The organism is Halosimplex halophilum (genome assembly GCF_004698125.1).
Classification (GTDB): domain Archaea; phylum Halobacteriota; class Halobacteria; order Halobacteriales; family Haloarculaceae; genus Halosimplex; species Halosimplex halophilum.
Genome location: NZ_ML214297.1, coordinates 848,385 through 862,011, shown reverse-complemented (window position 1 = coordinate 862,011; position 13,627 = coordinate 848,385). Strand labels below are relative to the sequence as shown.

The window sequence follows — 13,627 nt, the reverse complement described above, 5'->3', positions numbered from 1 at the left end:
AGCCGCGGCTCGACGGTCACTTTCTCGCCGGGAGATACGGGGTCAGTCCAGCCGCTCGGCGGCGTCGCGCTCGACGAGCGGCCCGGCGTTGGCCTCGGGCAGCGTCACCACGTCCTCGGCGGTGAGGTCGTAGGCCCGCTGGTCGACGCCGAAGATCTCGCCCACGTCGCTGGTGATCCTCACGGTCGCGCGGTCGACCGACGCGTCCTCCGCGCCGCCCGTCGCCTCGTCGGGCGAAGGCGACGCGGATTCGGTCGTGGCGCCGTCGCCCGCCGGGACCGCCGGGCCGGTCTCGCGACCGGACTCGGGACTCCCCCCGGCGTCGACCGCACCGGCGCCCCCGTCGGCCTGCGGGGGGTGGTCGCGGCCCCCGTCGTCCGACTCCTCCGGCGGCGCGGCCGGGCCGGTGTCGTCCGTCGCGTCCCCTGCGTCGGCCGTCTCCGAGCCGTCGCCCATCAGGTCGGCGGCGTCGACGCCCGAGGCCCCGGCCGGTTCGTCCCCGGGCGGGCTCGGGGTCGGCTCGCCGCCGGCGCCGGACGCGGCCGGGGCGTCGCCGAGGTCCGCGGGATCGCTCGGCACCTCGCCGCGCTCGCCGTCCCCGCCGGCGGAGTCGCGTGTCGGGCCGGCGGCGGACGGATCGGCGCCGGGCGAGCCGCTCGCGTCCGGGTCGCTCGTCGGCGAATCCGGCGGGTGATCGGCGGGCGCCTCGCCCGACGCGCCCGTGTCGGCCGGGGGAGCGGGTTCGTCCGCCCCGCCGGTCGCCGGGTCGGCTCCCGCGGCGGTTTCGACGCCCGTCTCCACGTCGGCGGCCGCGGCGGCGGGGTTCTCCCCGTCGATGACCGCCTCGACGCGCGCGCGGTTCTCCTCGATCGCGCCGACGAGCGTCTCGAAGAGGCTGCGCTCCTCGGCGGTGAGTCCCTCGTCCTCGGTCGGCATGTCCGCGGCGGCGAGCGACGCCATCTTGACGATCTTGCCGACGCGGCGCTCGTAGATGGCCTCGACCGTCCCCTCGGCCGTGTCGATGTCGTCGCTGAGGCGGTTGACCTCCGGGGCGTCCCAGGGGTCGTCTGCCTCCTCGGCGGCGCGCTCGCGCTCGCGGTGCAGCTGCTGGATGAACTCCCCGGCGTCCCGGTAGAACGACTCCCGCAGCTGCTGGAGGCTGTCGGTCTGTCGTTCGCGGCTCTGTACCGAGCGCAGTTCGTCCAGGTCCATCATCGCGGGTTGCCTCTCATTCTGGTGCCTTCTCGGCGCGGCCTCTGGCCATCAGGAACGCGCCGAGGTACTCCGGAACGGACGACTCGCCCGCCTGGAGATTAAAGGTATCGCCACGCAGTTCCACGGTGCCGGGGTCGGTCACCTCGACGCTGATCTCGTGGCCGACGAACGTCTCCGGGACGGCGTCGACCAGCGGGTCGAACGCGTCCAGGTCCGCCCGGTCGATGCGTCGCACCGCCAGCGCGCTGCCGCCGTGGAGGCTGCCCGGCAGCCGGATCAGCCTGTTCACGTCGGTCGTCACCGGCTCGTCGATGGGTGCGTTCTGCTGTTCGACGACCTCGGCGACGAACGCGTCGAGCAGCGTCCGCAGCCCGACGCCGCCGAGTTCGACGTTGCCCGCCTCCAGCGCCTCGGCGTTGTTCTCCAGGGCGCCGTAGACGGTCTCGGCGCGGCCCTCGCCGATGCCGTCCAGCTCCTGCAGCCGGGCCTTCGCCTCGTCGTCGTCCATCGCGAGCAGGTCGTCGACGAATTCGAGGAGGTGTTCGTGGACCCGTCGACCCCAGCCGCCCTCGGTCCGGACGACTCGCCGGCTGACGCCGCCGCGCATCTCGCTGGTCTGGACGTACTCCTGGTCCAGCCCGATGCCGCGCACGTAGTCGACGATCTCCCGGCGCGCGTCGCTCCCCAGCTCCTGCACCGTCTCGTCGCGGACGTGGACGTGGTAGCCCCGGCCGCCTGAGAAGACGACCGTCATGTCCTCGAAGCCGAAGTCGTCGTCGAGGAAGTCCAGCAGGCGCCGCAGCGCGTCCTTGCACTTCGCGAGCATCTCGGCGTAGCTGTCCTCGCCGAGGGTCACCGAGGGCAGGTGGTCGGCGTCCAGGTCGAAGACGAGATCGGAGGAGCGCCAGGTCTTCTCGCCCATCGAGCTCGCGCCGGGGCTCTCGTAGCGGCCGGCCGAGAAGTAGACGTGTTTCGGCCGTTCGCGGGCGAGGAAGTCGTCGAGGTTGCCCATGTCGAGCAGCGAGCGGTGGCGCACCATCGTCTCGCCGGGGCCGTCGGTCCAGGGGACGTAGCCCCACTCGCGCTCGTTGGCCTCGGGCGGCGGCGAGAGGTCCGTCCGGCGGTAGTGGTCGCCGAACCGCCCCCGGAGGTACGCCCGCGTCTGTTCCTGCACGGCTACCCGGTTTCGGACCGTTCGTGAAAGCGGTTTCGCTCACCGCCGACCGCGGCTGGGAAGACCGTCTCCCCGATAGCGGTCCCGCTACCCGCCGAGCAGTTTCGAGAGGCGGTCGGCGAGCCCCTCGTCCTCGCCGAGCTTGAGGTAGTAGGCGTCGCCGCCGTCCTCGTAGTAGTCGTCGATGCGGCGCTCGATGGTGAAGCCGATGTGCTGGTAGAAGTTGATCGCCTCGCGGTTGGTCGTGCGGGCGTGGCAGGTCACGGAGCTGTAGTCCTCGGCGACGCGGGCGACCAGCGCCTCGCCGAAGCCCTCGCCGCGGTAGTCGGCGTCGACGGCGAGAAAGAGGATGTAGCCGTCCCGGCGGACGGCGGCGAACCCGACGAGCGCGTCGCGGTCGCTCCGGTCGACGAACAGGTAGACCGTCGAGCGGCGGTAGGCGTTCTCGAAGAAGCCGCGTCGCTGGCGGAGGACGCCCTCGTCCGCGCGGATCCGCTCTTTGAGTTGCCAGGCCTGCTCGACGTAGTCGGCGTCCCCCGGGTCGACAACCCGTCGCTCGACGTTGACGCTCACTATCCGGGCTGTAGCGTGTAAGCCACTATAATTCCATCGGCGTCGGACGGGTCGCGGGACGCGGACGGTCGCAAACCTTTCGGCGAGTCGGGCGCAGGTGAGCGTATGGTACTGCTCTCGTCCGGGTCCGTCACCGACGCGGGCCCCTCGTGGACGACCCTCTCCCGGAAGGTCCGGCAGGTGTTCCTCTCCGGCGCCGCGCTGACGATCCCCCTCCTGATCACGGTGATGATCCTCGCGTTCGTCGTCAACTTCATCCTCCAGGCGATCAGCCCGGTCGTCGCCTTCCTCAGCGAGAACTACGGTATCGGGTCGGACCTCTCGCCGCTCGTGATGGAGCTGCTCGCGGTCCTGACGTTCGTCACGCTCATCTTCGTGATCGGGCTCGTCGCCGAGACCCGCTCGGGCAACGGCTTCGAACGCGTGTTCGACACGCTCATGGCTCGCATCCCCGGGATCGGCTCGCTCTACACGAGCTTCAACGAGATGACCGAGCTGCTCCTGTCGAACGACGCCGAGAGCTTCCGCGAGGTGAAGCTCGTCGAGTTCCCCCGCGAGGGCTCGTATTCGCTGGCGTTCGTCACCGCGGACGCGCCGCCGACCATCGGCGACACCACCGGCCACGACGACGTGACGACGCTGTTCATGCCGCTGGCGCCCAACCCCGTGATGGGCGGGTACGTCGTCCACGTCTCCGACGACCGGGTGTACGACGTGGACCTGACCGTCGAGGAGGGGATCCGCTCGATCGTCACCAGCGGCGTGGCCACCGGCGACCGGACCGACGAGGACCCGCCGGAGGAGCTCGTCGACCTCGATACGATCCGGAAGCAGGCCCGCGACGGCGTCGACGACCTGAGCGCGTGGGGGACACGCACCGTCGACGACCTGAGCGACCTGACCGGCGACGCGGCCGACGACCTGCGCGAACAGGCCCGCCGGGAGTTCGCCGCGATCCACCCCGACATCGACGAGTCCGAGGTCGACGACGAGGAGGCCGTCCGCCACTACATGCTCGAACAGACCGGCGACGGGACCGACGAACTGGACGACGCGGCCGACGGACCCGGCGACGCGGCCGATGGATCCGGCGACGCGTCGCCCGACAGGGACGCCACGGGGGGCGACGCGTGAGTTTCGCGCTCCGGGACCACACCGCCGACGTGGCCGTCGAGGCCAGCGGGGAGTCGCTGGACGCCGTCTTCGGCGCCGTCGCCGACGGCATGGCCGCGGCGATGTGCGACGAGATCCCCGCGGAGGGCGGCGAGCGCTTCGAACTGTCCGTCACGGCCGAGGGCCGCGAGGCGCTGCTGTTCGACTACCTCGACGAACTCATCTACGAGCGCGACGTGCGCGGCGTCCTCCCGGTCGACAATGAGGCCGCGGTGACAGCGCCCTCGTCAGCCGACGGCGAGTGGCACCTCTCCGGGTCGGCGCGGGGGATCCCCCTCGCCGACGTCGAGGCGCGGGACCTGAAGGCGGTCACCTACTCGGAGATGGACCTCTCGGAGACCACGGACGGCTGGCACGCCTACGTCGTCTTCGACGTGTAGCCGCCCGTCCCGACGCCGCCCGGGCCGAGAAGCCGCCACTTATGGCGCATCGACGCCAACCGCCGGCCATGGACAGACCGGGCGTGCGGTCGGGTTCGAGCCTGTTGCTGGTCGGCGTCGCGCTCGCGACGCTCGCCGGGCGGGCCAGCGCACACGTCGACTACGTGACCGACGCGCCGACGGCGACGCGGGACGCGGTCGAGTTCGCCGTCGAGGTGCTCTCCGACCCGCTGAACCTCGCGCTCGTCGCGGGGGGCACGGTCGGCGTGGTCGGGCTGCTGACGGCGCTCTTTGTCGTGCGGCCGACGGTGCCCGATATCGACGCGTTGCGAACCGCGCTCGCGTCCTACCGGGAGTACGTCCCGTGGATGCTGCGGCTGAGCCTCGGGCTGCCGCTCGTCGGCGCCGGGTTCACGGGGTATCTCTTCAGCCCGGCCGTCCAGGTCCAGGCCCGACTGCTCCAGGTCGGCCTCGGCTTTCTCCTGCTCTTCGGCCTGGCGACGCGGGCGGTCGCCGCGGCCGGCCTCCTGACCTACCTCGCGGCGCTCGCCGCCTATCCGGAGCTCGTGCTCGGGGTCGAGTACGTCCCCGGGTTCGTCGCCATCGTCCTCGTCGGCGGCGGGCGCCCCAGCGCCGACCACATGCTGAGCGTGGTCGCGGGCACCGCCGGGACCTACTACGGCCGGATCGACCCCGTCGGCGGCGTCGCCGAGCGGTTCGCCGAGCGGGTCGCCCCCTACGAGCGGTACGTTGCGACCGTCCTCAGGGTGGGCGTCGGCCTCGCGTTCGCCTACCTCGGGCTCGTCGAGAAGCTGGCCAACCCCTCCCGGGCGGTCCAGGTCGTCGACAAGTACGACCTGACGGCCGTCGTCCCGGTCGACCCCGGGCTCTGGGTGCTCGGCGCCGGCCTCACGGAGATCGGCGTCGGCCTGCTGCTGGTCGTCGGCTACTACACCCGCGGCGCGGCCGCCGTCGCGTTCACGATGCTCGTGCTCACGCTGTTCGGCCTTCCAGACGACCCCGTGCTCGCTCACATCACGCTGTTCGGCATGATCTCCGCTATCTTCACGCTCGGCGGCGGCCCGCTCTCGCTCGACGCCCGGCTGACCGCCGCCGAGGACCGCGACCGGGGCCGCGACGCCGTCCCGACTGCTGACTGATTCTCGTAGACGGTGTTCAGTACAGGCCATCTTTTTCCCGGCGGGGTTTCCTCGGTCGCTCCGATCCCTGCGGGGAACCCCGCCGGCAAAAACATGGGTGAAAAAGGCCACCTCCGCCGTCTCCGACGGCTCCGGTGGTCGAACCGCGCGCCACAGGCGCGCGGATGCCGACGGTAAGTACGCACGACGTACCGAACACACCATCACGGAACAGCGAAACCGATTTCGGCGCGCCGGGCGGACGTTCGCGTATGACCACCTACGACGCCGACGGCATCACCCTGGAGAAGGTCAGGGACTACGTCTGGGAGATCCCGCAGGAAGGGGAGATGAACGTCCCCGCGCGGGTGCTCGCCAGCGAGGACCTGCTCGACGAGATCAGCGAGGACAAGACGCTCCAGCAGCTCAAGAACGCGACGCACCTCCCCGGCGTCCGCAAGTACGCCGTCTGCATGCCCGACGGCCACCAGGGCTACGGCTTCCCGGTCGGCGGCGTCGCCGGCATCGACGCGGAGAACGGCTGTATTTCGCCGGGAGCAGTGGGCTACGACATCAACTGCGGCGTCCGCATGATGACGACGAACCTCACCTACGCGGACGTGCAGGGCCGCGAGGAGGAACTCGTCGACGCGCTGTTCGCGAACGTCCCGTCGGGGCTGGGCGGCGGCGGCGTCTACGAGGGGTCGATGGACGACGTGGAGGCGATCCTCGACCGCGGGATGGAGTGGGCGCTGGAGGAGGGCTTCGCCGTCCCCGAGGACCTCGAACACTGCGAGGACGAGGGCGTCCGGACGGACTCGGACCCGAGCAAGGTCTCGAAGAAGGCCAAGGACCGCGGGAAGAACCAGGTGGGCAGCCTCGGCAGCGGCAACCACTTCCTCGAAGTCCAGCGGGTGACAGACGTGTACCGCGAGGACGTGGCCGCCGACTTCGGGCTGGAACCCGACCAGATCGTCGTGCTGATCCACTGCGGCTCGCGCGGGCTGGGCCACCAGGTCTGTACGGACTACCTGCGGGACATCGAGCAGGCCCACCAGGGACTGCTCTCGCAGCTGCCGGACAAGGAACTGGCAGCGGCGCCCGCGGGGTCGCAGCTCGCGGAGGACTACTACGGCGCGATGTGCGCGGCCATCAACTTCGCGTGGGTGAACCGCCAGCTCATCATGCACCGCACGCGGCAGGTCTTCGAGAAGGTGTTCGACCGGTCGTGGGAGGAGATGGAGATGGACCTGCTGTACGACGTGGCTCACAACATCGCGAAGAAGGAGGTCCACGAGGTCGAGGACGGCGAGGAACGGGAGGTGTACGTCCACCGGAAGGGCGCGACGCGGGCGTTCCCCGCGGGCCGTCCCGAGGTGCCGCCCGCGTACCGGGACGTGGGCCAGCCGATCCTCATCCCGGGGAGCATGGGCGCCGGAAGCTACGTCCTGCGCGGCGGCGAGCAGTCGCTGTCGGAGACGTTCGGGTCGACGGCCCACGGCGCGGGTCGGCTGATGAGCCGCACGCAGGCCAAACAGGAGTTCTGGGGCGGCGACGTGCAGGACGACCTGCGCGAGCAGGACCACGTCTACGTCAAGGCCCAGAGCGGCGCGACCGTCGCCGAGGAGGCGCCGGGCGTCTACAAGGACGTCGACGAGGTCGTCCGCGTCTCGGACGCGCTGGGCATCGGCGACCGCGTCGCCCGCACGTTCCCCGTCTGCAACATCAAGGGTTGACGGGGCGCGTCGGTCGACCGGGGACCGAGCGGAATCGGTGACTGCCCGGCCGCGACCGGACGAGACCGGTGGGCGTTGCCGGGGCGGCCGCCGGTATCAGCCGTCGTTCCAGCGGTCGAGCACCGTCTCGTTGCGAGCCGGCGGGGTGTAGACGACGGCGATCCGGTCGCTCGCGCCGACCGGGCGGCCGTAGGCGTTCCGGCGGCTGAGCTGGACGGTGGCTCCCGGCGAGACCGTCTCGTTCGCCGACGAGTTGGCGAGCTGGCTCCACGTCACCGCCGCCTCGCCGCTCCGGACCGTGAGGTTGCCGGCCGTGAAGTTGTCCCCGCGGTCGTGGGTGACGATGAGCACCGACGCGCTGTCGATGTGCTCGAAGGTGAAGTTCGCGTTCGGTCCCGCGGCCTCGGACGCGGGGTCGGCGAGCACGTAGAGGCCGACCGACCCCGTCACGAGCAGGGTGATCCCGACGAGGATCGCGACGCCGGCGAACTCAGAGACGCCGCGGTCGCCCCTGCCCGCTCGCTCGCGTCCCCGGCTGTCACCCGTCATGTACTCCCGATAGCGCGAGCGGACACTAAACCAGCTTCGGCGGGAGTATCAGAATCGATAGGACCGGGCGGACGCTCCGCACTCGGGGAGGCGGTTCGACGGGCGGGATCGCCAGGGGGAAAGCCTTTGAGCGCGAGCGGCGACGGTTCTAGCATGATAGACGAGACGGTCGAGGAGATCGCGGACATGCAGACGCACAGTTCGTCCGTCGTCGCGGTGAAGGCGGCGGAGGCGCTGCTCTCGCTGACCGATCGGGAGTACCCGACCGTCGAGGAGTACGTCCGGACGCTCGAACGCAACAGCCACGCGCTCCGGCGGGCCAACCCCTCCCACGCCTCCCTGCAGACGACCCAGCGGGAGGTCCTCTCGACCGTCGAGGACGCCGACGCAGACTCCGTCGACGCGGCCAAGGAGGTGACCCGCGACGCCGTCGAGTCGGTCGTCGACCGCGTCCGGTCGGCCAAGGAACGGGCCGCCGAACGCGCCGTCGAGTACCTCGAGGGCGGGCCGACGCTGCTGACCCACGACTACTCCTCGACCGTCCTCGAAGCCATCGAGCGGACCGTCGATGCGGGGACCGACCTGGAGGTGTACTGCACCGAGGCGCGCCCGCGCTACCTGGGCCGGAAGATGGTGCGGACCCTCTCGGACCTCGACGGCGTCGACGCCCACCTCATCGTCGACGGGGCGGCGGGCCACTTCCTCCCGGAGATCGACCAGGTCGTCGTCGGCATGGACTGCATCGTCGAGGACACCCTCTACAACCGCATCGGCACCTACCCGCTGGCCGCCACGGCGAGCGACGCGGGCGTGCCCGTCCGGGTCGTCGGCGCGGAGGCGAAGGTCGTCACCGGCGGGTTCGCCTTCGAGAACGAACACCGCTCGGCCAGCGAGGTGATCCGCGAACCCGCCGACGGCTTCGCCGTCGAGAACCCCGCCTACGACGCGACGCCCACCCGCCTGCTCGACGCCGCTATCACCGACGAACAGGTCCACGAGTTCTGAGACCGGGGGTCACGGACGGGGGCGCGCGACTGTTCACCCTCCCCGCCGGTCACATATACATCCGGTCTTCGGGCTGCTGTTCCTCGCGGGCCTGTTCGATGCGGTCGGCCAGGTCCCGGTAGTGGCGCTGTATCTCGGCGGCGAACGACTCCATCGGGCCGGTGTCGACGCCGAGGTCGTACACGTCGTCGACGGTCTCGACGAGCCGCAGCGCCGCCTCGGCGTCGGGCGCCTGGGCGTGGGCGGGCGTCGCGTAGACGCACGCCCGGAGCGGCGAGTCGATCCCGCGGGCGAGCACGCTGGCTTTGACGCCGTCGGTGAACCCGGTGGCCATCGGGGGCACGTCGGCGTCGTCGAGGCGCGCCCGCCGGTAGTCCTCAGTGGCGACGTAGAACGTCCGGTGGTCGTCCTCGGCGTGGGGCATCTGGACGCCCGAGAGGACGACCGTCTCCGAGATGTCGGCGTCGGCGGTCCACGAGAGCAGGGCGTCGCTGAACGACCGCGCGGCGGTCGCCGGGACGAACAGTTCGCTCACGAGGACGACGACGGGGACCGACTCGGCCGAGAACAGCCGAACCGGGTGGCGGGGCGTCCCGTCGTCGAACGGCGTGATCGTCGGCAGGTCGGGGGCGGTCACGTGCCCCACGACCTCCGGGTCCAGCTGCTGGACCAGGTAGTCCGCCGCAGTCAGTCCGGCGAGGCCGAACTCGGAGAACCCGGCGATCAGCGCTTCCCCCTCGGTGTCGCCCGTCTCGCGGATCTCGAACGTCGCCTCGGCCGCCTGCTGTGGCTCCATAGCGGCGGTACGGCCAGGAGCCACAAATCGGTTTTCCGAGCGCGGACGGCGTCCGGTCGCGGCGACCGACCCGTCGGGGCTGTCGCCGGCACCGCTCTCCTGTTCGACGCTGCGATCACCGCCGATCAGGTCTGCCAGTTCTGAACCGACGGGTCGTGGTACTGGAAAAGAACTAACCCGGAGGGATCGAAACCGGAACGTATGCTGGAACGGCTTCGGGAGCGGTTCAGCGAGAGCAGCGGACCCGACTACACCGTCGATTACCAGGAGACGGTGTCCGCGTTCGAAGCGCTCGTCGACTCCGACTCCGTGACCGTCGACGGCGATACTTCGGAACTGGTCGAGCGGTTCGAGGCGATCTGTTCCGACTACCGCGATATCAGCGCCGAGATCGAGCGCGCGGTGGAGGAGGTCACCGAGGACGGCGAGGTCACGCTCTGGACCGTGACGGGCAACGAGAAACTATCAGAGTGGCAGCAGGAGAACCAGGACGTCGTGACGGAGATCGAGTCGCTGAACGACCGGTTCGACCGACTGATCGAGGACCTGGACGCCGAGGATTCGGCGCTCGACGAGGAGGGCCCGATAGCGGACGTGAACTCGTTCTACCGGAATCTGAGCCATGCCGAGTGGTTGACCCCGTGACCCGTTCCCTGACCGGTCCGGGCGGGCCGTAGACGAACAGCGCCGTCGGGCGGAAACGGACCCGATACGGTCGGCAAGCCGTGCGACGCGAACAGTCGGGGGAGTGGCCTCGGACTGCCTGTGACACAACCCTTTTGCCGGGTGGGACGGACACCACGCCATGGTCCAGTGGCTGCGGGCGCTGGCGGGCCCGGTCGCCCAGACGGGCGGCCAGGACGGCGGCACCTCGACGCCCGCCGGCGGCGAAGCGCCGTCGTGGCTGCCCGACGGGCTGGTGCGCGTCCTCGACGCCACGCCGACGCCGGTGATCCAGCTCGCCCAGTCGCTGGTCGTCATCGCCCTCGCCTACGGCGTCTCGCAGCTACTCGTCCGGTTGCTCGGGCGCCGGATCGCCCGCCGGTTCCGCCGGCCGAGCCTCACCCGGACGGCGCTGCGGGGCATCCGGGGGGTCGTCTTCCTGTTCGCGGCGTTCACGGTCATGGGCATCTACGGCTACGGCCTCGCCGACCTGACGCTCTCTGTCGCCGTCTTCTCGGCGGTGGTCGGTGTCATCCTCGCGCCCATCGTCGGCAGCGTCATCAGCGGCGTCTTCCTGCTGGCCGACCAGCCCTACGAGATCGGCGACATGATCGAGCTCGCCGACCGCAACCAGCGCGGGTTCGTCGAGGACATCACGCTCCGCTACACGAAGATCTTCACGCTCGACAACACCTTCCTCGTCATCCCGAACGGGACGATGCGCGACCGCGACGTGGTCAACTACTCCGCCGAGGACACCCGCACGCGGCAGTCGCTGGACATCCTGGTCACCTACGAGAGCGACCTGGCCCGCGCCCGACAGCTCGCCGAGGACGCGGCCCGCAACGTCGACGGCGTGGTCGGCGGGGGCCCCCGGATCCGGGTCGGCGCGGCCCGCTATCCCGCGGGGCCGACCTGCTACGTCGACGAGTTCGGCGACCACGGGATCAACCTGCGGCTGCGCTACTGGGTCGAGGAACCGTACTGGTTGCTGCGGGTCCGCTCGGCGATCCAGACCGCCTTCGACGAGGCCATCGCCGGGGAGGACGTGGAGATCGCCTACCCCCACCAGCACCTCGTCTTCGACGAGACGAGCGGCGAGATGCAGGTCGGCGTCCGCGACAGGCCCGCGGCCGACCGCCCGGAACGGCCGGACCGCGGACGACCGGCCCGGACTGGGAGCGACGACCCCTCGGAGCGACCGCCCGACCCGTCCGCCGAGAGTGACGGGGACGGCGACGACGAGCGGCCCTGAGCGGCAACCGGGTCGCCCGTCAGCGCTCGGCGGTGACCACGTCGCAGTCCAGTTCGTCGCGCAGGAACGTCTCGATGTCCGGGTCGTCGACCAGCCGGCGGATCATCCGCCGCCAGCGGCCGGCCTGCTTCTTGCCGATGACGACGATGTCGGCGTCCTCGGCGACGATCTCGTCGAGCAGCGTCTCCTCGACGAGCAGCCCCTGGCGGACGACGTAGCGGGCGTCGGGCAGCCGACCGAACTCGCGCTCGACGGCGTCTTTCAGGTCGCGGCGGGTCGGCTGGTGGTTGTCCTGGTACTGGTTGACGTGGAGCACGGTGAGCTGGCCGCCGCGCTCTTCGACGATCTCGATGGCCCGGGCGAGCGTCGCCCTGGAGTGTTCCGAGAGCGGGTAGCGGACCGGGACGACGACCTGCGTCATCGACCGGAAGTTCTCCGCCCCACCGCGTGAAACTTTCCATTGGGAACGCCGGGTCTCGGAGTGGCCCCCGGCGAAGGTTCAGTCGGCGCCCACGGCGTCGGGGATCCGCCCCTCCAGCGGGGCGTCGAGCCCGTGTTCCCGGGCGTACTCGACGATGACCTCGTACTGGAGGCCGTGGCGCTCGACCGCGTGGTCCTCGGTCAGCGTCGGGAACTCCAGGTCGGTGACGAGCAGGTAGTTCGGCACCGCGAGCGTGTAGCGCTCGTCGTCGCCGACCGGCCGACCGTCGACGTACGGCTCGTAGCCGCCGTCCTCGGCGGCGACGCGCATGCCGCTGACGTGGCCGTACCAGTAGTCGTCGAGGCCGTCGACGGCCCGGCCGTCCGCCTCCGCCACGACCGACCGGAGCTCCCCGCCGGTGACCGAGGTGACGACGACCGGCTCCTCGAACGGGCTGACGCTGATCAGGTCCGCGACCGTCACGTCGCCGGAGAGGGGCGGCCCCTCGCGGATCCCGCCGCCGTTCTGGATGGCGGCGTCGGCGCCCGTCTTCCAGCGGTAGGCGTCGGCGACGAAGTTGCCCAGCCGCCACTCGCCGCCGAGGCGCCGCTCGCGGTCCCGGGAGACCGGCTCGTCGACGTGCGCGACCACCTCGTCGAGGTCGTTGGCGGCGATCCGGTCGCGGAGCGCGGCCGCGACGGCGGGATCGGGCTCCGCCGCCTGCGTGTCGTGGCAGGTGACCGCTCCGGTGTCGAGGTCGATCTCGTAGACGTACGCCCCGGTCGCGCCCGGCCGGGTGAACGGCGTGCCGTCGACCGCGGTGGCGTGCTGGTGGTGCGAGTGGCCCGCGAGCACGGCGTCGACGCCGGTCTCCGCGGCGATCGCGCGGGCGTCCTCGTCGTTCGTGTGGGCGAGCGCGACCACGTGGTCGGCGCCCGCCTCGCGGAGCCGTGGGGTCTCCCGGGCGACCGCCTCGACGGGGTCGCCGAACTCCAGCGGCTCGGTGCCTGGCGTCATCTCCGTGGTCGCCGGGTCGAGGACGCCGACGACGCCGACGGTCGCGTCCGCCACGTCGACGAGGACGCGGGGCTCGACGCCCGCGTCGGCGCCGAACCGCTCGCCGTCCAGGTCGACGTTGGCGAGCGTCCACCGCTGGGGCGCGTCGGCGATCACCGCCCGGAGGGCGTCGAACCCGTGGTCGAAGTCGTGGTTGCCGACCGTCTCGACGTGGGGGTCGACCGCCTCGAAGAAGTCCAGCGACTGGCGGCCGTCGGTGACCAGCGAGAGCACGCCGGGGCCGGTGTTGTCGCCCGAGCCCGCGACGAGCGCGTCCGGTCCGCGCCGGTCGGCCAGCAGACCGGCCACGCGGGCGACCCGCTCGGGCGTGTCGTAGGCGTTCTCGACGTCGGAGTAGTGGAGGAGGCGGGGCGACATCCGTCGTATCGCAGTCGCCACGGGCCCATATCGTCTTCGGTGGCCGGTCGGCCGGTCACACGCCGGGATCCGACCGCCGGCGTCGGCCCCCACGAGGGGGCGGAGTCCGGCCCG

Annotated in this window: 14 protein-coding genes; 7 read left to right on the top strand and 7 right to left on the bottom strand. The window is 71.2% G+C overall.

The window, feature by feature from the left end; genetic code table 11:
• Window positions 1-42 precede the first annotated feature (42 nt).
• The 3 genes from E3328_RS04265 to E3328_RS04255 form a co-directional block, all read right to left on the bottom strand.
• Window positions 43-1,215, bottom strand: coding sequence for a DNA replication complex subunit Gins51 (locus tag E3328_RS04265; RefSeq protein WP_246022887.1), 1,173 nt, complete (start codon window positions 1,213-1,215; stop codon window positions 43-45).
• Between the two features lie 13 nt (window positions 1,216-1,228).
• On the bottom strand, window positions 1,229-2,389 hold the full coding sequence (gene priS / locus E3328_RS04260) for a DNA primase small subunit PriS (RefSeq protein ID WP_135363370.1): 1,161 nt from the start codon (window positions 2,387-2,389) through the stop codon (window positions 1,229-1,231).
• An 87-nt stretch (window positions 2,390-2,476) separates the two neighbouring features.
• Entirely contained in the window at window positions 2,477-2,962 is a 486-nt protein-coding gene (locus E3328_RS04255) for a GNAT family N-acetyltransferase (protein WP_135363369.1), read from the bottom strand.
• A 105-nt stretch (window positions 2,963-3,067) separates the two neighbouring features.
• On the opposite strand from E3328_RS04255, the gene E3328_RS04250 reads away from it, so the two are divergent.
• From E3328_RS04250 to E3328_RS04235, 4 genes are all read left to right on the top strand, one after another.
• Window positions 3,068-4,096, top strand: coding sequence for a DUF502 domain-containing protein (locus E3328_RS04250; RefSeq protein ID WP_135363368.1), 1,029 nt, complete (start codon window positions 3,068-3,070; stop codon window positions 4,094-4,096).
• Window positions 4,093-4,515 (top strand): archease, encoded by a 423-nt coding sequence (locus E3328_RS04245; protein ID WP_135363367.1) that lies wholly within the window; start codon window positions 4,093-4,095, stop codon window positions 4,513-4,515. The genes E3328_RS04250 and E3328_RS04245 overlap by 4 nt, the downstream gene beginning before the upstream one ends.
• A gap of 68 nt (window positions 4,516-4,583) precedes the next feature.
• Entirely contained in the window at window positions 4,584-5,675 is a 1,092-nt protein-coding gene (locus E3328_RS04240) for a DoxX family protein (RefSeq protein ID WP_135363366.1), read from the top strand.
• A 251-nt stretch (window positions 5,676-5,926) separates the two neighbouring features.
• Window positions 5,927-7,390, top strand: a complete 1,464-nt coding sequence (locus tag E3328_RS04235; protein ID WP_135363365.1) for an RtcB family protein — start codon at window positions 5,927-5,929, stop codon at window positions 7,388-7,390.
• Between the two features lie 96 nt (window positions 7,391-7,486).
• Here the strand turns inward: E3328_RS04235 and E3328_RS04230 are convergent, their stop codons facing one another.
• The gene (locus tag E3328_RS04230; protein WP_135363364.1) at window positions 7,487-7,939 is read right to left on the bottom strand and encodes a type IV pilin N-terminal domain-containing protein; all 453 of its coding nucleotides are present in this window, start codon (window positions 7,937-7,939) and stop codon (window positions 7,487-7,489) included.
• A gap of 153 nt (window positions 7,940-8,092) precedes the next feature.
• On the opposite strand from E3328_RS04230, the gene E3328_RS04225 reads away from it, so the two are divergent.
• Window positions 8,093-8,944 carry an eIF2B alpha/beta/delta subunit family protein gene (locus tag E3328_RS04225; RefSeq protein ID WP_135363363.1) on the top strand — a complete coding sequence of 284 codons (852 nt, stop codon included), beginning with the start codon at window positions 8,093-8,095 and terminating at the stop codon, window positions 8,942-8,944.
• A gap of 49 nt (window positions 8,945-8,993) precedes the next feature.
• Here the strand turns inward: E3328_RS04225 and E3328_RS04220 are convergent, their stop codons facing one another.
• Window positions 8,994-9,740 carry a proteasome assembly chaperone family protein gene (locus tag E3328_RS04220; RefSeq protein WP_135363362.1) on the bottom strand — a complete coding sequence of 249 codons (747 nt, stop codon included), beginning with the start codon at window positions 9,738-9,740 and terminating at the stop codon, window positions 8,994-8,996.
• Window positions 9,741-9,941: 201 nt separating this feature from the next.
• Between E3328_RS04220 and E3328_RS04215 the strand changes: the two genes are divergently transcribed.
• Window positions 9,942-10,385: a hypothetical protein gene (locus tag E3328_RS04215; RefSeq protein ID WP_135363361.1), complete on the top strand. Its 444-nt coding sequence runs from the start codon at window positions 9,942-9,944 to the stop codon at window positions 10,383-10,385.
• 160 nt (window positions 10,386-10,545) lie between these two features.
• Window positions 10,546-11,658, top strand: coding sequence for a mechanosensitive ion channel family protein (locus E3328_RS04210; protein WP_209452130.1), 1,113 nt, complete (start codon window positions 10,546-10,548; stop codon window positions 11,656-11,658).
• Between the two features lie 19 nt (window positions 11,659-11,677).
• On the opposite strand, the gene E3328_RS04205 is transcribed toward E3328_RS04210, so the two are convergent.
• Both E3328_RS04205 and E3328_RS04200 read right to left on the bottom strand, forming a co-directional pair.
• The gene (locus E3328_RS04205; protein ID WP_135363360.1) at window positions 11,678-12,079 is read right to left on the bottom strand and encodes a universal stress protein; all 402 of its coding nucleotides are present in this window, start codon (window positions 12,077-12,079) and stop codon (window positions 11,678-11,680) included.
• 78 nt (window positions 12,080-12,157) lie between these two features.
• A complete protein-coding gene (locus tag E3328_RS04200; RefSeq protein ID WP_135363359.1) occupies window positions 12,158-13,513 on the bottom strand; it encodes a bifunctional metallophosphatase/5'-nucleotidase in 1,356 nt (451 codons plus the stop codon).
• Window positions 13,514-13,627: the final 114 nt, after the last annotated feature.

What these genes read in the sequence shown, in the direction of transcription:
- E3328_RS04250 (WP_135363368.1), top strand. Translation starts at nt 3,068, where the DNA reads ATGGTACTGCTCTCGTCCGGGTCCGTCACCGACGCGGGCCCCTCGTGG.
- E3328_RS04230 (WP_135363364.1), bottom strand. Translation starts at nt 7,939, where the DNA reads ATGACGGGTGACAGCCGGGGACGCGAGCGAGCGGGCAGGGGCGACCGC.
- E3328_RS04265 (WP_246022887.1), bottom strand. Translation starts at nt 1,215, where the DNA reads ATGATGGACCTGGACGAACTGCGCTCGGTACAGAGCCGCGAACGACAG.
- E3328_RS04205 (WP_135363360.1), bottom strand. Translation starts at nt 12,079, where the DNA reads ATGACGCAGGTCGTCGTCCCGGTCCGCTACCCGCTCTCGGAACACTCC.
- E3328_RS04240 (WP_135363366.1), top strand. Translation starts at nt 4,584, where the DNA reads ATGGACAGACCGGGCGTGCGGTCGGGTTCGAGCCTGTTGCTGGTCGGC.
- E3328_RS04225 (WP_135363363.1), top strand. Translation starts at nt 8,093, where the DNA reads ATGATAGACGAGACGGTCGAGGAGATCGCGGACATGCAGACGCACAGT.
- E3328_RS04200 (WP_135363359.1), bottom strand. Translation starts at nt 13,513, where the DNA reads ATGTCGCCCCGCCTCCTCCACTACTCCGACGTCGAGAACGCCTACGAC.
- E3328_RS04220 (WP_135363362.1), bottom strand. Translation starts at nt 9,740, where the DNA reads ATGGAGCCACAGCAGGCGGCCGAGGCGACGTTCGAGATCCGCGAGACG.
- E3328_RS04215 (WP_135363361.1), top strand. Translation starts at nt 9,942, where the DNA reads ATGCTGGAACGGCTTCGGGAGCGGTTCAGCGAGAGCAGCGGACCCGAC.
- E3328_RS04235 (WP_135363365.1), top strand. Translation starts at nt 5,927, where the DNA reads ATGACCACCTACGACGCCGACGGCATCACCCTGGAGAAGGTCAGGGAC.
- E3328_RS04210 (WP_209452130.1), top strand. Translation starts at nt 10,546, where the DNA reads ATGGTCCAGTGGCTGCGGGCGCTGGCGGGCCCGGTCGCCCAGACGGGC.